At 71.3% G+C, this 17,689-nt stretch carries 10 protein-coding genes and 1 pseudogene; 7 read left to right on the top strand and 4 right to left on the bottom strand.

Annotation, left to right across the window (positions count from 1 at the left end):
- The first annotated feature begins 410 nt into the window (after positions 1-410).
- On the top strand, positions 411-2,891 hold the full coding sequence (locus K8640_RS42960; RefSeq protein ID WP_305070700.1) for a serine/threonine-protein kinase: 2,481 nt from the start codon (positions 411-413) through the stop codon (positions 2,889-2,891).
- 13 nt (positions 2,892-2,904) lie between these two features.
- Here K8640_RS42960 and K8640_RS31610 read toward each other — a convergent pair whose 3' ends face one another.
- Positions 2,905-3,579: a hypothetical protein gene (locus K8640_RS31610; protein ID WP_223750489.1), complete on the bottom strand. Its 675-nt coding sequence runs from the start codon at positions 3,577-3,579 to the stop codon at positions 2,905-2,907.
- Between the two features lie 551 nt (positions 3,580-4,130).
- Between K8640_RS31610 and K8640_RS31605 the strand changes: the two genes are divergently transcribed.
- Positions 4,131-8,693: a two-component regulator propeller domain-containing protein gene (locus K8640_RS31605; protein ID WP_223750488.1), complete on the top strand. Its 4,563-nt coding sequence runs from the start codon at positions 4,131-4,133 to the stop codon at positions 8,691-8,693.
- A 9-nt stretch (positions 8,694-8,702) separates the two neighbouring features.
- Here K8640_RS31605 and K8640_RS31600 read toward each other — a convergent pair whose 3' ends face one another.
- Entirely contained in the window at positions 8,703-9,674 is a 972-nt protein-coding gene (locus K8640_RS31600) for a PDR/VanB family oxidoreductase (RefSeq protein WP_223750487.1), read from the bottom strand.
- 439 nt (positions 9,675-10,113) lie between these two features.
- Between K8640_RS31600 and K8640_RS31595 the strand changes: the two genes are divergently transcribed.
- Together K8640_RS31595 and K8640_RS31590 are read left to right on the top strand one after the other, a co-directional pair.
- Positions 10,114-10,758, top strand: coding sequence for a hemerythrin domain-containing protein (locus K8640_RS31595; protein ID WP_223750486.1), 645 nt, complete (start codon positions 10,114-10,116; stop codon positions 10,756-10,758).
- Between the two features lie 154 nt (positions 10,759-10,912).
- The gene (locus K8640_RS31590) at positions 10,913-11,671 is read left to right on the top strand and encodes an SIMPL domain-containing protein (protein ID WP_223750485.1); all 759 of its coding nucleotides are present in this window, start codon (positions 10,913-10,915) and stop codon (positions 11,669-11,671) included.
- An 89-nt stretch (positions 11,672-11,760) separates the two neighbouring features.
- Here K8640_RS31590 and K8640_RS31585 read toward each other — a convergent pair.
- Together K8640_RS31585 and K8640_RS31580 are read right to left on the bottom strand one after the other, a co-directional pair.
- A pseudogene (locus K8640_RS31585) lies at positions 11,761-12,559 on the bottom strand (tyrosine-type recombinase/integrase); the annotation flags it as partial.
- A gap of 43 nt (positions 12,560-12,602) precedes the next feature.
- Positions 12,603-14,013, bottom strand: a protein-coding gene (locus K8640_RS31580) for an IS3 family transposase (protein ID WP_223750484.1) whose coding sequence is annotated in 2 segments (ribosomal slippage) — positions 12,603-13,656 and positions 13,655-14,013 — 1,413 coding nt in all. Because the reading frame shifts where the segments join, the coding sequence is not laid out codon by codon here.
- Positions 14,014-14,195: 182 nt separating this feature from the next.
- Between K8640_RS31580 and K8640_RS31575 the strand changes: the two genes are divergently transcribed.
- From K8640_RS31575 to K8640_RS31565, 3 genes are read left to right on the top strand one after another with little or no spacing between them, the layout of a single operon-like run.
- A complete protein-coding gene (locus tag K8640_RS31575; protein WP_223750483.1) occupies positions 14,196-15,545 on the top strand; it encodes a hypothetical protein in 1,350 nt (449 codons plus the stop codon).
- A complete protein-coding gene (locus K8640_RS31570; RefSeq protein WP_223750482.1) occupies positions 15,535-17,064 on the top strand; it encodes a DUF2380 domain-containing protein in 1,530 nt (509 codons plus the stop codon). Before K8640_RS31575 ends, K8640_RS31570 begins: the two co-directional genes overlap by 11 nt.
- Complete coding sequence (locus K8640_RS31565; protein WP_223750481.1) at positions 17,061-17,531, top strand: NUDIX hydrolase; 471 nt, start codon at positions 17,061-17,063, stop codon at positions 17,529-17,531. The genes K8640_RS31570 and K8640_RS31565 overlap by 4 nt, the downstream gene beginning before the upstream one ends.
- The last annotated feature ends 158 nt before the right edge of the window (positions 17,532-17,689 follow it).

Below are 17,689 nucleotides of genomic sequence, written 5' to 3'. Positions count from 1 at the left end.
GGCTTCCAGCCGGACGACCCCACCAGCCCCCAGGGAGTGCATCCCTCCCCCGGGCGGCAACGGCGCTCGAAGCCCGCCGCCGACGGGAGGTGCGTGGGTTCACATCCGGACCGCGCCGCGTGTCTCAAACTGGCGTCCGACCCCGACCGCCCCTGGGAGCGGCTGTCCCGAAACCCGCCCTCCTTGCCCACCTCCACGCGGAGGGGAGGACCCCCGTGGCGCCGGGCGGACGCAAGCCCCGGGGCGGGGGCAGAGGGCGCCGTCACGCTCCTTTCTGCCCCACCGGTCTGACACCGGGAGGGGGAGCGGCCGGCTTTCTGTTTCGGGCCCGTGCGGTGTCCGACAGAGGCGAGGGAGCCCCCGGAGCTTGCTTCCGTGTGTGTCCGGGTGCTTCGCTGCCACGTGAAGCCATGAGCACCGAACCTACAGAGTCCTCCCGTTTCCTCGGGCGCTACGAGCTCGTCCACCCCCTGGGCCAGGGCGGCATGGGCGAGGTGTTCCTGGCGAAGATCAGCGGCGCGGCGGGCTTCGAGAAGCCGTGCATCGTGAAGACCATCCTCCCGGCGCTGCTGAAGGACCGGCAGTTCCTGGACCGCTTCCACCATGAGGCCAAGGTGCTGGTGCACCTGGTGCACTCGTCCATCGCCCAGGTCTACGACATGGGGGAGACGGACGGGACGTACTACATGGCGCTGGAGTACGTGGCCGGCGTGGACCTGGCGTACCTCCTGGAGCAGGCGCGGGTGCAGGGCGCGCAGGTGCCCGTGCCGGTGGCGCTGTTCCTGGGGCAGCGCATGGCGGAGGGCCTGGGCTACGCGCACCGCAAGGTGGGGCCGGACGGGGTGCCGCTGGGCATCGTCCACCGCGACGTGTCGCCCCACAACGTCATGGTGTCGTACGAGGGCGAGGTCAAGGTCATCGACTTCGGCCTGGCCAAGTCCGCCGCGCGCAGCAAGTACACGCTGCCCGCCACGGTGATGGGCAAGCTGGGCTACATGTCGCCGGAGCAGGTGCGCGCCGAGGCGCTGGACCACCGCAGCGACATCTACTCCTGCGGCGTGGTGCTCTGGGAGATGCTCGCCGGCCGCTCGCTCATCCCCCACGGGACGGTGGGGGAGATGATGGCGGCCATGTCCCATCCCACGGTGCCGCCGCTGACGGGGCTGCGCGGGGACGTGGACGAGGCGCTGGACGCGGTGGTGCGCCGCGCGCTGGCGACGAAGCCGGATGAGCGCTACTCGCGCTCGGACGAGCTGGCGCGCGCGCTCAACGGCGAGCTGGTGCGCTCCGGCGCGGCGGTGGGCGCGGAGGAGGTGGGCCACTTCGTCCGCGCGCTGTGCCCGGAGGCCTTCGCGGCGCAGCGGCAGCTCATCTCCAAGGTGACCTCGTCCTCCAGCCACCGCCGAACCCCCGCGCCCATCCCCCTGGTCGCCGGCGGCACGGGCGCGTACGGCACGGGGCCTCAGGAGGTGGAGCCCGCGGGCTTCGAGCCGACCCTGATGCGCAAGCAGGACGCGCCGTCGGGGGAGAAGCAGGTGGCCGGCATGGCCCGCCCGGACGTGCCCGGTCACGGCGAGTCGATGGCCACCGACGCCACCACCCTGCGCTCCGGCTCGGACCCCGGCGCCGCCACGGCGAGGACGGCCGTCTTCGACGGGGCGACGGGGAGCACGCCGCGCCCTGCCGGCGCCGAGGCGTCGGCCTCTGGTCCCCGGGCCGAGAAGGCGTCCGGCTCCGGCCCCCGCTTCTCGGGCAACACCTCGGTGCTCCCGCCCCAGGCCGAGAGTGCCTCGGGCTCGGGGCCCCGCGCCGCGGCTCCGCGGGAGCAGGCCCCGGCGCGCCCGGTGTCTTCGTCACGGGAGCACGCGCCCGTGCCCGCGCGCAGCGACGAAGGGCGTGGTCGCAAGGGCCTGTTCGCGTTGGTCGCCGGCCTGGTCGTGCTGCTGATGGTGGGCACCGCGGTGACCACGGCGCACTTCATGCGGCCCCAGGGCCCGCCGCCCGTGGACGCCCCGCCGCCGCCTCCTCCGGGGGGGCTGGCCGGGAGGGACGCAAGGCCCCCGCCGCCGGGGCAGCCCCCTCCCCGGGAGCCGCCGCCCACCACGGCCCCGGTCATCGAGCAGACGCCACCGCCCGCCACCGCCCAGGCGCCGGCCCAGCCCGAGCCGACGCCCGTCCCCAAGAAGCCGACGCCCAAGCCGGACAAGGTCGTCACGGCGCCGCCCAAGCGCCCCACCCCTGCGCCCAAGCCGGTTCCGGAGCCGGACAAGGCGCCGCCGGTGGAGCCCGTCGTGGCCGCCAACACCCCCGCCTTCGGCTACTTCGCGCAGGTGCTGCCGCTGACCGCCGATGACGGTACCTTCCTGGTGAAGGGGGCCCGCGCCAGGGCCTTCCAGACGGGCATGGACGTGAAGGTGGTGGGCGACGCGACGTCCGACGGACAGCGTCCCGTGCTCGGCACCGCCCGGGTCGTCGCCACCGACAGGCGGCAGGCGCGCCTGAAGCTGGCCAAGGACGTCAAGTCCGCCCCGAAGCTCTACGCCGCCGTCCCCGCGGAGGACCCCTACTTCGGAGAACCCACCGAGCGGGGCGTGGAGCCCGCGTCCGCCACCGCCCCGCCCCCGAAGTCCGGCGCGTTGACGGGACACATCTCGAAGCGCGACCCCCTGATTGGCGCCACCTCCTACACGGTGAACAACGCCGACGAGTTCGAGTGGACCGACTGCGTCCTCGTCATCGAGACGCGCCAGCGCGCGACCCTGGGAGAGGTGCCCGCCTACTCGAAGCGAGAGGTGAAGCGCTTCAGCAAGCCCCAGACGCAGCAGGTGCCCCCCGCGGGCAAGGCGGGCGTGTACTGCAAGGAGGGGACGCTCTTCTCGACGGTGAAGTGACGCCTTCCGGGCGCTACGGCCCGCCCGAGCGCTCCGCGGCCACCGGACAGTCCGCCACCACCTCGCGCACGTCCTCGCGCCCTCCGCGCGCCTCGCGCACGGCCCGGCTCAGCGACGTCTTGCACTCCCACGTCACGTCCCGCGTGCCGTGGCAGCAGTGCCAGCCCGTCAGCGTCCGCCCCAGGTACTTGAGCATCTCCGCCCGCGTGGGGGTGACGAGCAGCCACACCGCGCCCGCGATGAGCCCCAGCCAGGGCAGCTGCGCGCCCAGCCCCTTGAGCCGCGCCGAGGCGCCCGCCGTCACCGGCTCCGCGTGCACGCCGAGCCAGGTGTCCAGGGGACGGCGTTGCAGCACCGGGGTGATGAGCAGGTCCACCGGCGTGGTGAGCGCCCGGGCCAGGGCGCGCGGCACCCCGGGCGCGCGGCCCATGTGCACCAGCCGCACCCCGAGCAGCTGCCGCCACAGCGTCCTGCCCCAGATTCCGCCCACCGCCGACACCGCCAGCCAGGCCAGCAGGATGGCGACGAGCATCGCCACCGGGGTCCGCTCGTGCTCCAGCGCCCGCAGCGCGGCCCAGCCCACCAGGGCCGCCGTCGCCAGGTCCAGCACGTCCGCCACCCACAGGTGCCACTGGTACCGCGCCTCGGTGGTCACCTTGTCCGTCGAGAACAACGCCCCGTCGCTCATCCGCCCACGCTCCTCGGGGCGCCGAGCATAGACCTTCGCCCGGCCCCGCGGGGGACTGACGCGCCTGCCTTCCTCGCGCGGGTCCCCGTCCGGAAACAGTCGTCCGCGTGCGTGACGCCGGGCGGGAGAGCGGGCGCCCACGGGCCGCCCTGGGGCGACCGGGGGACGTGACTCCTGTCTGTTTCCCGCAGTGGCGCCCCGGGCCCCTGGCTCCCATCTTGGGTTCAGCGCGATGCGGCGAGGCCCCCGCCACCACCGGGGCCTCGATGCGCGGCGCGGACGCCACGTCCCCGGTCCTCCGGGGCGCGTGGCTCCTCAGGTGCCGACAGGTGGTGGCGTACGAGGCGACAGCGGCGGGGGGAAGTTTGGGAGTCGTGGGGGGGCAGGTGGTCCCCCGCCGCTGTCGCCGAGGCCGTTGGCGGCCAACGTTCCACTCCGGGTGAACGCCCGAGGTTTGGCCTCGGGGGCGATTCTGCCGGACACTGTGGCCCGTCATGGGCATTCCAGGGCATCGGCTCCGCGCGGCGTCGCGCGGGCTCGGGGGGTTCGTCTTGCTGGCTGGGCTCGTCCTGGCGTGGCCGGGCCTTGCCTTGGACCCGCAGCGCTGGGTCTCCCAGTACAGCCAGGACTCGTGGCGCAGCGACGACGGGCTGCCGCAGAACAGCCTGCTGTCGATGGCGCAGACGCGTGACGGCTACGTGTGGCTGGGCACGTGGGAAGGCCTGGTGCGCTTCGACGGCTCGCGCTTCGTCGTCTTCGACAAGCGCAACACGCCGGAGCTGCGCAACCACACCATCAAGGCGCTCGCGGAGGACGCGTCCGGCGTGCTGTGGGTGGGCACGGACCAGGGCCTCGTCTCATACGTGGACGGCCGCTTCGAGCGGGCCCCGGGCGCCTCGGCCCCGCTGGAGGGCTTCCGCGTGGAGCACCTCATCGTGGGCGAGGGCTCCCTGTGGGCGGGCACCTCGGGCGGGCTGTGGCAGGTGCCGCTGGGCGAGGGCGTGGCGCGGCAGTACACGGAAGCCGATGGCATGCCGGGCATGTCCATCACCGCGCTGGCGCGGGGCGGCGGGGACAACCGGCTGTGGGTGGGCACCAAGACGGGCCTGGCGCTGCTGGAGGGCGGCCAGGTGCGGGGCCTGCCCTTCCCGATACCCGGCGGGGACGTGCGCTCGGAGGTGACGTCGCTCTTCCAGGACGTCACCGGCACGCTGTGGATGGGCACCGAGGCGGGGCTGGTGTCGTGGAACGGCACGCTGGCCCGGCGCTTCAGCACGTCGGACGGGCTGCCGGCCGTCGTCACCGCGCTGCTCGCGGACAGCCAGGGCAACCTCTGGGTGGGCACGCGGCGGGGCGGACTGCTGCGGCGCGAGGCCGCGGGCTTCAGCGCGCCGCTGCATGGCGCGGGGCTGGTGGACGCGGAGGTGCTGTCGCTGCTCGAGGACCGGGACGGCTCGCTGTGGGTGGGCACCTATTCGGGCCTGTTCCGCCTGCGCGACGGCCCGTTCGCGACGTTCGGCGCGCCGGAGGGCCTGAGCAACGAGACGGTGAGCACGGTGCTGGAGGACAAGCACGGCACGGTGTGGCTGGGCACGGTGGGCGGCGGCCTGTTCTTCCTGCGCGACGGGCGCATCCACCGCATGGACGACTTCGAGGGCGGCACGGACCCGGTCATCACCGCGCTGCACGAGGCGCCGGACGGGACGCTGTGGGCGGGCTCGAAGGCGGGCGCGTTCCGGTACGACGGGCACCGCTTCGCGAAGTCCTCGCGGGTGCAGGGGCTGCCGGACGACGTGGTGACGTCCATCCTGGTGGACTCGCGGGGCACGCAGTGGTTCGGCACGCGCAAGGGCCTGGCGCGGGTGCGCGGCGGCGACGTGACGGTGTTCGGTCCGAAGCAGGGGCTCTCCTCGCCCATCATCGTCATGGCCGAGGACGCGTCCGGGGCGCTGTGGCTGGGCGCGGACAGCGGGCTGTGGCGCTACGAGGAGGGCAAGGGCCTGCGGCGCTTCACGGCGAAGGACGGCGCGCCGGGCGAGGTGGTGCTGGCGCTCCTGGCGGACCCCGACGGCACGGTGTGGGTGGGGACGGAGACGGGACTGGGCCGGTGGAGGGACGGCACGTGGTTCCGCTACACGGTGTCGCAGCACGGCCTCTACGACGACGCGGTGTTCAGCATCGTCTCGGATGGGGACGAGCACCTGTGGATGAGCAGCAACAAGGGCGTGTCCCGGGTGTCGCGGCGCGAGCTGGAGGATGTGGCGGAGGGCAAGCGCACGCGGCTGGCGGTGATGGGGTTCGACCAGACGGACGGCATGCGCACCGCGGAGTGCAACGGGAACACGCAGCCGTCGGGGTGGCGGGGCCGGGACGGGCGGCTGTGGTTCACCACCATCCAGGGCGCCATCGTGGTGGACCCGGTGCGCGTGCGCGCGACGCGGCAGCCTCCCGAGGTGCGCATCGAGGAGGTGCGGGTCAACGGGAAGCTGGTGTCGGCGCCAGGCCCGGTGGAGCTGCGGCCGGACGACTCGCGGCTGGACATCCGCTTCACGGCCTTCACGCCGGGGGACGCGGTGCGCGTGCCCTTCCGCTACCGGCTGGTGGGCCATGACGACGGCTGGGTGCGCGCGGAGATTCGCCGGGCCACGTACACGGGCCTGCGCCCCGGGCGCTACCTGTTCCAGGTGCAGGCGGAGCTGCGCGACGGCGGGTGGACGGAGCCCGTGTCGCTGGACGTGGTGCTGGAGCCGAGCCTGTGGCAGCGCACGGAGTTCTGGGCGCTGTTCGTGCTGGGCATGGGGATGCTGGGCGTCAGCGTGTATCTGCTGCGCGTGGGGCAGCTGAAGGCGCGCGAGCGGTGGCTGGAGGCGCGCGTGCAGGAGCGCACGCGGGAGCTGGCGCGCGCGAACGAGGAGCTGGAGGCCAACGTGCGCACGCTGCGGCAGACGCAGGCGCAGCTGGTCCAGGCGGGGAGGATGGCGGCGGTGGGCCAGCTCGCGGCGGGCGTGGGGCACGAAATCAACAACCCGCTGGCGTACATCGTGTCCAACCTGGAGCACGCGAGCGAGGAGTCGGACATGCTCGCCCGCGAGCTCGGCGAGACGCGCGCGGCGGGGACGCGGCTGCGCGAGGTGGGGCAGGCCCTGCGCGAGGCCCTGCACGGCGCGGACCGGGTGCGGCGCATCGTGCGTGACTTGAAGACCTTCTCCCGGCCGGATGACGAGAAGCAGGGGCCGGTGGAGCTGGGGGCGGTGCTCGACTCGGCGGTGAAGATCGCCATGGGCGAGCTGCGGCCGCGCGCGAAGCTGGTGCGCGACTACGGGGACGTCACGTGGGTGGAGGGGAACGAGGCGCGCCTGGCGCAGGTGTTCCTCAACCTGCTCATCAACGCGGCGCAGGCGCTGCCGGAGGGCCGCGCGGAGCAGAACGAGGTGCGCCTGGTGACGCGCGGGGGCGCGGACGGCTGGGTGGTGGCGGAGGTGCGCGACACGGGGAGCGGGATTTCGCCGGAGTCGCTCGGGCGCATCTTCGACCCGTTCTACACGACGAAGCCGGTGGGCGTGGGCACGGGGCTGGGGCTGTCGTTGTGCCACGCGTACGTGACGGCGATGGGCGGCACCATCTCCGTGGAGAGCGAGCTGGGCAAGGGCTCGGTGTTCCGCGTGTCCCTGCGGCGCGCGAGGGCCCCGGGCGCGGGCGTGGCCGTGGATGCGCGGCGGGGCGGCGGCTGGTCCGCGCGTGGGCCGGGTGAGCGCGCGTCATCGCCCACGGGCTATCCGACGGTGCCCGACCCGCGGCGGTCCACGACGGAGCCCACGGCCTCGACGGTGGCGCACGAGGTGTCGAAGCCCGCGGGGGACCCGCCGGCCAGCATGTCCAATCACACCTTCGTGGACGCGAGGGCCGTCTCCGAGCGTGCGTCCGCGCCGAGGTTCTCCGAGTCGTCCCCGGGCGACAGGGCCAGCACGGGGCACACGCCCGCGCCCAGGTTCTCCGAGTCGTCCCCGGGCGACAGGGCCAGCACGGGGCACACGCCCGCGCCGAGGTTCTCCGAGTCGTCCCCGGGCGACAGGGCCAGCACGGGGCACGCGCCGGCGCCGGTTCGCGAATCCTCCACGGAGGACCGTGTCGCCGTGTCGGGCCTCGCTCCGTCCTCGGCGCCAGGCCCCCGGCCATCGACGGAGCGCTCCCTCGCGCCGTCGGACGTCAGCGCCATCGCGCACCGTGCCTCGGAGGTCGCGGGCGCGACGACGGGACGCACGTTCGTGACGGGACACCCCCCGGCCGTCGAGCCCTCCTCGGGCATGCGGTCCGCGTCGGAGCCCGCGTCACCCTCGAGGTCCGTCTCGGGCTCGAGTCCGCTCGCGGAGGCGAGCTCGTCCCCAACCCGCGCGTCGGTGGAGCCCGCGTCGTCCGCGAAGCCCTCCTCGGGGGCGGGCCCGCTCGTGGAGGCGAGCCCGTCTCCGGTGCGCACGTCGGCCGAGCCCGCGTCACCTGTCGTGAGCCCGTCCTCCACGCTGGCCACCAGCGCGGCGGGCCCCGCGTCTGCCCTCCCCGCGACGGTGGCCTCCGCCAGCGCCATGGACTCCTCCTCTTCACGCCCCGCCCCAGGCGGCACCGAGGTGTCCATGTCGAGCCCGCCTCCAGGCCCCACCCAGGACGCCCCTCCGGGCGCGCGTCCCGCCGAGTCCGAGCCCGTCGTACCCCAGGCCCGAGGCCGTGTGCTGGTCGTGGACGACGACGCGCTGGTGAGCGGCGCCATCCGGCGCACGCTCTCGCGCGAGAACGACGTGGACGTGGTGGTGAGTGCCCGGCAGGCGCTGGAGCGGCTCAGCGGACCGGAGCCCCGCCACTACGACGTGGTGCTGTGTGACCTGATGATGCCGGAGATGACGGGGATGGACCTCCACGAGGCGCTGGGGCGCGCGGCGCCGGCCGTCGCGGAGCGGATGGTGTTCATCACCGGCGGCGCCTTCACGCCCACCGCGCGCACCTTCCTGGAGCGGGTGGAGAACCCGCGCGTGGAGAAGCCGTTCGACCCGGAGTCCCTGCGCGCGCTGGTCCGCTCGGAGGTGGCCCGGGCGCGACGCGAGGCCGCGGGCCGGGCCGCCTGAGCCGGCCGTCTACAGGTCCAGCACCAGTCGCTTCGAGCGGGCCCGCGACACGCAGATGAGCATGCGCTGATTGCCCGCGGGCTCCTGCTGGAAGAAGGTGTCGCGGTGCTCGGGCTCTCCCTCGCAGACGCGGGTGACGCACGTCCCGCAGGAGCCCGCCTCGCAGTCGCTCGTCACGCGCAGCCCGTTGCGGCGCAGCACGTTGAGCACCGACTGGCCCTTGGGCACGCTGAGCACCTGCCCCGTGCTGCGGATGGTCACCTCGAAGTCGGTGTCCTCCCGGGTGGCGAGCGCGCCCACGCCGTCGGCGCCGAACGACTCGAAGTGGACCTTCTCCCACGGCCAGCGGTGCCTCGCGGACGCGTCGCGCACCGCCTTCATCAGCCCCGCGGGGCCACAGCAGTACAGCCGCGTGCCTGGCGCGCGCGTGGACAACAGCCCGGACACATCCAGGCCCTTGTCCGGGTCACCCCCATCGAAGTGGAAGCGAACGTGGTCCGCGAAGGGTGGCATGGACAGCAGCTCACGGAACGCCGCGCGCTCCGGGGCGCGCGCGCAGTAGTACATCGTGTAGGGCAGCCCGGTCCGCTGGAGCTGCCGCGCCATGGACAGCAGCGGCGTGACGCCGATGCCGCCGGCCACCAGCACATAGCCGCGCGCGAACAGCAGCGGGAAGTCGTTGCGCGGAGGGCTCACCACCAGCACGTCCCCCTCGTGCACGCGCTCGTGCATGGCGCGCGAGCCGCCGCGGCCCCTCGCGTCCCGCTGCACGGCGATGACGTAGCGGTGCGTCTCCTCCGGGTCGTTGCAGAGCGAGTACGAGCGCAGCGTGGACTCCTTGCCGGGGATGCGCACGTCCAGGTGGGCTCCGGCCTCGAAGGCCGCGAGCGTGCCGCCGTCTTCCGCGACCAGCTCGTACGACAGGATGTCCTCGGCTTCGCGGGCGATGCGGGCGACGCGCACGCGCAGCGCTTCATTCATCACGGTGTTCACCAACTTCCCCTCTCCCTTCCCGCGGACGACGCGGGCCCAACCCTCCGTTCCGACGGACACGACATTGAGCAGAGGTGGTCCAGCGTGGGATTGCCCCCGGGGGCGGTCGGCGCGTCGCCTCCTCCACGCTCTTCGTGACGACGGGTGGACACCCCGGCGCCCGCGTTGCCCGACATGGGAACGACGCTTCCCTCCCGGGGTGCCCGCTCCACGTGGATGAGCGCGGGGGTGCCGCGCTTGAGGCCTGGGAGCGCCCGACATGGCAAGCGTGTCGCCCGGTCGCCGAGCACACGGGAGAGCAGGCCATCCGCGCGTCGCTCCGGCATCGCGCGCAGGTCATCCCCACCATCCAGGACATGCCGCGTCATGGACCGTGCACGCCACGGAGGGGATGCGCGGCCCCCGGAGCCCCAGGGAGGCAAACGACATGGATGCCATCGCGTTGCTGAAGGCGGACCACAAGACGGTGGAGCAGCTGTTCCGCCGGTTCGAGAAGGCGGGCCCCAATGCCCACAAGCTCAAGCGCAAGCTGGTGGAGCAGATGGTGCTCGAGCTGTCCGTGCACTCCTCCATCGAGGAGCAGGTCTTCTACCCGGCGGTGCGCCAGCGCTCGGCGTCCTTGCGCGACGAGGTGCTCCGCTCGCTGGAGGAGCACCACGTGGTGAAGTGGGTGTTGTCGGAGCTGGACGGGCTACCCTCGGAGGCCGAGCGCTTCGACGCGAAGGTCTCCGTGCTGATGGAGAACGTGCGCGCGCACGTGCTCGAGGAGGAGACCACGCTCTTCCCCGAGGTGAAGAAGGCGTTCCGTCCGAACGAGCTGCGGGAGCTGGGCCAGGTGCTGGAGGCGGCGAAGCAGGCGGCCCCCACGCGCCCGCATCCGATGGCGCCGGACACGCCGCCGGGCAACCTGGTCGCGGGCGCCGTGTCGGCGGTGATGGACATCGGCCGGGACGCGCTCCGGGCCGCGCGTCGCAAGGCCACGACCAAGGTGCGCGAGGTGACGGGGCGCGGCCCGAAGTCGCGCGCTCCCTCTGCCCCCGAGTACGAGGCCGGCGAGTCCGCCAGTCCGTGAGCGCGTGCTCCCCGAGTGAGCGGGCCCGGCTCTCCGTATGGTGGGCCGGGCCCTTTCTCGTGGGCGTGAATGTCCTCGTGGAGGGGCCGTCCCAGGGAGTAAGGCAGCGGCAACACGACCCCGCCGTACCGCCCATCCGCCCCAAGGAGGCGCCATGCTTCACGCCCGTCCCGTTCGTTCCTGGCTGCTCACCGCTGTCCTGCTCGCCACGATGGGCGCTTCCGCCCAGCCCCAGCCCGTGTCCCAGGCCCGCCCCGCGGTGGACCCTTCCACGCGCACCCTGCGCGTCGAGGGCACCGGCGAGGTGAAGGCGCAGCCCGACGAGGCCTTCATCGACCTGGCCGTGGAGACGCTGGAGAAGACGGCGAAGGCCGCGGGCGAGCAGAACGCGAAGAAGATGGAGAAGGTCATCGCCGCGCTGACGTCCGCGGGCATCCCCCGCAAGGAAATCCAGACGCGCAACTACTCGGTGTACCCGGACTACGGGCCGCCGGCGCCCAACGAGACGGAGCCCAAGCTGCGCGGCTACCGCGTCAGCAACGTGGTGAGCGTGCACCTGACGGAGCTGTCGCGCGTGGGCAGCGTGCTGGACCAGGCGCTGGCGGCGGGCGCCAACCGGGTGGACCAGGTGCGCTTCGGCCTGGCGCGCCAGGACGCGGTGCAGGGTGAGGCGCTGCGGCAGGCGGTGGCGCGGGCCCGCAAGTCGGCCGAGGTGCTGGCCGCCGCCCTCAACGTGAAGCTGGGCGCGGTGGTGGACGTGAGCACCGTCACGGAGCCGCCGCAGCTCTACCCGGCCCGCTTCGCCATGGCGGAGATGGCGTCCGACGCCCGCATCGCCACGCCCATCCAGCCGGAGGAGCAGACGGTGCAGGCCAAGGTGACGCTCATCTACGTCATCGAGTCCGCGCGCTAGTCCGTCGTCCAGCGATATCCAGGGCCTGCTGGGGTGTGCCATGCCGGTGATTCAGGCAGGTGCCCCCAGTGTGCCCCTTCGGTGAGGTGACCCGAAGCGGCTTGTCTCGAGGGGCTGGGACGGTCGAGCTGTTGGACCGCGTTCTCGCGGGTCTCCGGGGGGAGGTGGGCGTAGCGCATCGTCATCTCGATGGTGGCATGGCCCATCAGCTCCTGGAGGACCTTCAAGGGGACTCCGCGCATGGTGAGGTGACTGCCGTAGGTGTGGCGCAGGTCATGCCAGCCGATGCGTCCCTGTTCGCGCTGGATGTTCGCCAGCCTCAAGCAGCGCTCCAGCGGGCGCCGCATCAGTCTCGAGGTGAGGGGCTGGCCGTCCTCCTGGCAGAACACGTAGGGCCCGCGCAGGTGACGGTGTCTCTTGAGCGCGTCGAGGGCCGACAGTGGGATGTCCACCGTCCGCTCGCGTCCGCCCTTGGGCCGTCCTTCGGACTTGAAGCTTGCCATGGTGCAAGTCCAGGTCGCTCCACTGGAGCCCCATCAACTCTCCCTGTCGAAGCCCTGTCTTGAGGGCCACGAGGAGAATCGTTCTCCACTCGGGCTCGGCCAGGAAGACCAGCCGCTCGGCCTCCTCGAAGGTGAGGAAGTCGTAAGCGGTCTTCCCCAGCTTGAAGAGCTTCACGCGCGGGATGTGGGCGATGACGCCCTGCTCCTGCGCGAGCGCGAACACCTTGCGCAGTACGCTCAACGCGTTGTTGATGTACCGGAGGCTCATGGGCGGCGGGCCCGAGCCCTTGCGCATGCGGAGGGCCGCAGGTGAAGGGGCCTCCTTTCGTGCGCGTGCACCCGAGCGCTTCTTGCGCATGGCCGTCTTGAAGTTCTCGATCTGAGCCTGCGGAACCTGTCAACGCGAGTGAGACAGCGAGTTCGAGAGATTACTGCGCAGCCTCCTGTGAGTGAGCGAGCCGTGCGGGGTCGTTGATCCAGACGGCAGTCGGGAGGGCCTGCGGCTTGGGTGCGCCGCGCGGGAAGCGCTCGGGGTGGGTGGCGTAGGCGGCGGCGAGCACGGCGGCTCGGGCCGCGAGGCGCTGGGCAGCCAGGCCGTGGTGCACGTCGTGGGGCGTGAGCAGGCCAAGGCCGGAGTGATGATGCTCCTCGTTGTACCAGCCGAAGAAGTCGCCGCAGAAGCCCCGGGCGTCCTGGAGACAACCGAAGTGCTGGGGGAAGTCCGGCCGGTACTTCAGCGTCTTGAAGTGCGCCTCGCTGAAGGGGTTGTCGTTGGAGACGTGGGGTCTGGAATGCGTCTTCGTCACGCCCAGGTCCGCCATCAGCAATGCCACCGGCTTGGAGGTCATCGAGGTGCCGCGGTCGGCGTGAATGGTCAGCTGGCCAGGCTCAATGCCCTGACGTTCGCAGGTCTGAGCCAGCAGCCTCTGAGCCAGGACGGCCGACTCGCGGTGCGCCACCATCCAGCCGACGACGTACCGGCTGAAGACGTCTAAGACGACGTAGAGGTAGAAGTACGTCCACTTCGCCGGGCCGTGCAGCTTCGTTATATCCCAGCTCCAGAGCGCATTGGGCTTCGTCGCGTGCACCTGGGGCACTGGGTGGCTGGGGTGGCGCAGTTGATTGCGGCGCTCGCGCACCTCGTGGTTCTCGGCGAGCACCCGGTACATGGTGCGCTCCGAGCAGAGGTAGCGGCCCTCATCGAGCAGCTGCGCGTAGACTTCCGCGGGCGCGGCATCCTGGAATCTTGGCTCATGCAGCACCGTGAGCACCTCGGCCCGCTGCTCGGGTAGCAGGGCTCGCGGTGGGCTGCCTCGGCGCACCGGCTCCTGATTCGGCCGGGCTCGCCGGTAGAAGGTGGCTCTGGGCAGACCCAGCGCCTGGCACACCGGCGCCACGCCCAGCTCACCAACGGCCTCCAGTGCCACGCGCATCAAGGCTCCTCGTCGGGCTTGGGCAGTCCCACTCCCAGGATTTCCGAAACTTTTTTTGGAGGTCCAGCAGGGCCTCCGCGCGCTTGAGCCGCGCCTGGGCCCGAGCCAGCTCCTTCTCCAGTTCGGCGACGCGCCGGGCGCTCGCGTCGGGCAGCTTCGCCGGCGGGCCGCGCTTCTTTGGACTGCTGGCGGACAGCTCTCCCGCATCGCGCTGGCGTCGCCACGCGCTCAGCAGCGACGAGTACAGCCCCTCCCGACGCAGCAGCGCTCCCACTTCACCGGGCTTCGTGCAGCGGTCCGCTTCCGCCAGCACTCGCAGCTTGTACTCCGTCGTGAAGCCTCGCCGCCTGGCTTTCTCCACCACCTCGGTCTCCCGGACCCGAGCCTCTTCCACCACCGGATTCATCGTCCCTGCCTGGGTCGCCCTGCACACTAAACTGCTGGGTACGGACTGTCTCACTCACCTTGGCAGAGAGGGCTTTCCCCTCACCACCGCGGATTCACCACCGGCGCGGCGCGAGTCGCTCCAGCCGACCGGGAGACGTGTGTTCTTCGTGCCTCATTCCGGGGCACGCACAGGAGGCGTGTATGCACAGGAAGCGAAGCTGTCTGGCCGCGCTGCTGCTGTTGCTGTTACCGACGACGGGAGGTGCCTCGGAGCCCCCTGCCCCGGAGGCAGAATCATCCACCACCCCGGATGCACTACCCGCGCGCAAGTGGCACTACCTGACGCGCGTGGAAGCCACGACGCTGGCGTTCCTTCCTCGTGCTGGCGCGGGGGAAGACGAGGGCTTCATGCAGGTGGAGCCCACGTTCATCCTCGACGGTGGCCCCGAGTTCGGCGTCAACCTGGGGGCGCCCGTGCGCTTCCGTCTTTGGGGCGGGGAGGATGGCGGGTCCCTCGTGCGTCGCGAGGACTGGGACACGCTCTCGGACTGGGGGCAGCTCGTTCGCGGCCTCTTGTTGGGGTCGGACGACGCGCCCATGGGAGTCTGGTTCGGCCCGCTGGAGGAACACAGGCTCCTCTCGGGTCATCTGGTCCGTCGCTACTCCAACCGGACCAATCCCGACTACCACCCGGCCGGGGGCATCTTCACCGGCACGCTGGGGCCGCTCTACACCGAAGCCTTCGCATCGGACGTGCTGGGAGCGCGGTTGGTGGGTGCGGAGTTCTCCCTGGACGTAGAGCACATCTTCTTCGGCCAGCCCGAAAAGGGGGGGCGGTACACGCTAGCTCTGTCCGCTGTCCACGATGGGGGGCGAGCTGGAGGTGACGCGCCTTCGATGACGCTTGCGCACCTGGATGCGATGGCGGTGGTGGTGGCGCGCTCCGACATCGAGGCCCACTTGATTGCCGGGTGGGGAGGTCGTCCTGGCGAGGGCGGCGCGTGGGGAGCTGTCGTAGGGGGCGGGGTGGACTACCTCACCGACAGGTTCAACCTGCGCATGCGACTGGAGGCGAGGCGCCAGCATGGCGGCTTCCGACAAGGCTTCTTCGGCGCGGACTACGAACTGGCGCGCTTCCAGGCGGCGGGCCCTGACGGCGTGCCGCTCGCGGATGCTCGCTTTCCGGACGGCTACTCCGCATTCGCAGAGGCCATCGCGGAGTGGGATGCCGTCAGCTACGGGGGCCCCAACAGGCACCTGAACCTCTCGGTGGGCGCGGAAGTCTTCTCATGGGGCCGCGCTGATGTTGATGGGCGTGTGGCGGTGCAGCTCTTCGAGCGCAGCTTGGAAGTAGCGTTGAAGGGACTCGCGGTTGGAGCTGGGAAGCCCGGAGCGCGCTACCTCGGAGCGGCGGAAGTCCGGTGGAGGTTCCTGGGGGGCGCGCTCTACGCGATGGGGACGGGCGGCACGCTGTTGTTTCCCACGGCGGAAGGGACATTGCGACCTGGCGCCTTCGCGTCGGTGGGCCTGGGGGTGGACCATGCGCGCTAACATCCTGTGGCTCGCGCTGGTGCTGTTCACCTCGGGATGCGTTTCGGTGCCTCATGCTCCCGGACGTGGCCGCACGCTGCACTACACGCCGCGCGCGGTGACACCTCCCGAGAGGGCGGATGTGCCGAGCGACGAGAACCCCGATGCCTTCGTTCCTCTCCCGTCCTCCATCGCGAGCTCCGGGAGGCAGCAGCGATTTGTGCGCCATGTGGGGCCACGAAGCGTTGCAACGAGGGCTGCATCCGGAGCCGTCGGGGGTGGAGCGCGGTCCGGCACCTCGCAGCGACAGGCTATCCTCGATGCCATCGACGAAGTGAAGGTCTCACTGGACGGGGTTGAGGGGGCATTCTCGAAGCTGGCGGACCGGCCTGCTGCACTCGGTGACCGGCGTCTCGATGGGGGAGTGTTCAGGCGCTATGTCGAGCACGGCTCCGCTCAAGTGACGTGGCTCCGTGGCGCGCTCGGGAGTGCAACCGGGCTGACGGAGGTGGCCTCGGAAGTGGGCGACTCGGACATGGAGCTGGGGGTACTTCGCATGACGGGGCCCAAGCTCCAGGCCGCGATGTTCGGGTCCTTGCTGCTGGCCGCCTGGGTGGACTTCCTCCAGCTCTCTGACGCTGTCCTCCGACATTGCTTCGTATGCAGCGACGAGAAGCTGTTCGTGGACCTGCACCGGGTGCAGGGCTTGATGGCGCCCACGTTGATGGACCTCGAATCGCTCGACCCGGAGCGAGTCGAAGCGGCGGCAACCGCGATGCCCGAGTTGATGGGGAAGCTGACCCGGGAGTTTGCCGCAATCCACGCGCATACCCGTGAGAGCATGAGAATTGGTGAGAAGGTTCTGACAGCGGCGCAGGTGTTGGAGATGCTGTCCATGATTTCCACGCTGAAGATGTCTCTGCCTCGACTGCCTCCGGCCGCACCGGTGACACTTGGCATGAGCCTCGCGATGGGGTCGGGGGGCGTCATGGCGGGCTCGCGGCTCGTCGTCTCCGCTGAGTGGGTGGAGATGATGCGAAGGCTGGTGCAGGCAGGCGTCATCTCCCTCCCCGCCGTCAGCGCGGCCGTTCGCATCCACGGCGGACAGGTGATGATGGCGCAAGCGCACCAGGACTTGCCCGAGGGCGTGCGAGAAGCGCTGGGGGACAGTCCCGAGGTGCGGGGTATGAGGGTGACGGGCAGAGCCGGAGCGGGCATGTCCGAGGCCCCGAAACATCACGTCATGCCGAAAGAGCACCGCGAGTGGTTCGAGCAGCGCGGCTTCAAGGGTGACATGGACATCGACCAGTTCTGTGTCCGGCTGGAGCGGTCCCACCACGAGGCGATTCACGGCGGGGGGAACTGGAAGCTGGGGCGCCTGTGGCCCGGAGAGTGGAATCGGCTGGTCATGGAGGCCCTGCACGAAGCCGAGACCACGGCAGGTCGGATGTTGACGCGGAATCAGGTCCTGGACATCGTCGCGGGGCGCATGCGGAGCTACGACATCCCGATGAAGTTCTCCAAAGGGAGCAGCCGATGACCGATGGACGCTCGTGGCAGGGCAACTGGAAGGCCCGCTTGTATGAGCGCGTTCGCGAACGCGGCTACGACTCACTCACAGCCTTTGCCGAGTCCCGTCCCACCGCATCGTTGGAGGCACTGGCCGAGGAGCTTGGACCCGACGATGTTGCGGGAGTCCAGGTGTACGATGGGCTGGTAGTCGAGGCGGTGCGAAGCAAGCAGGTGACCCGCTTGGTTCGTGGACAACTCGTGCGCGAGCTATGGGAGAACCTCCCCAATGGGTGGCCGACAGTGCTCGACGACACGAGTCGATTCGCCGTCGCAAAGGCACTTGGCCCCTGGATTGCCTATGCCCCGGATACGCACAAGGGGCGCGCACGCGAATTGAGGACGTCGCTCCTCGCCAATCCGCCCCCCGCTGGCTGGCGTCCTCTCGGTCCTGACGACGAGCTTCTCCGGACCCTCCTTCCCGACAACGAAGCCTGAACGGAGCTGGTGGCCCCAGGAGCTCCAGCCGGATTCCCCCATGTGCCCCCAGTGTGCCCCTCCAGGGTGGAGCGAGCGTGCACACGGGGGAACAGCCTGGGACGGGACGAGATGACGTCTCCGAGCGAAAACCGAGGCACCAGCGGGGAACAGCGCGT

Source organism: Myxococcus sp. XM-1-1-1 (assembly GCF_020037095.1).
Taxonomy (GTDB): domain Bacteria; phylum Myxococcota; class Myxococcia; order Myxococcales; family Myxococcaceae; genus Myxococcus; species Myxococcus fulvus.
Note: the sequence above shows the minus strand (reverse complement) of the source record. Positions and strands in the feature narration are given on the sequence as shown.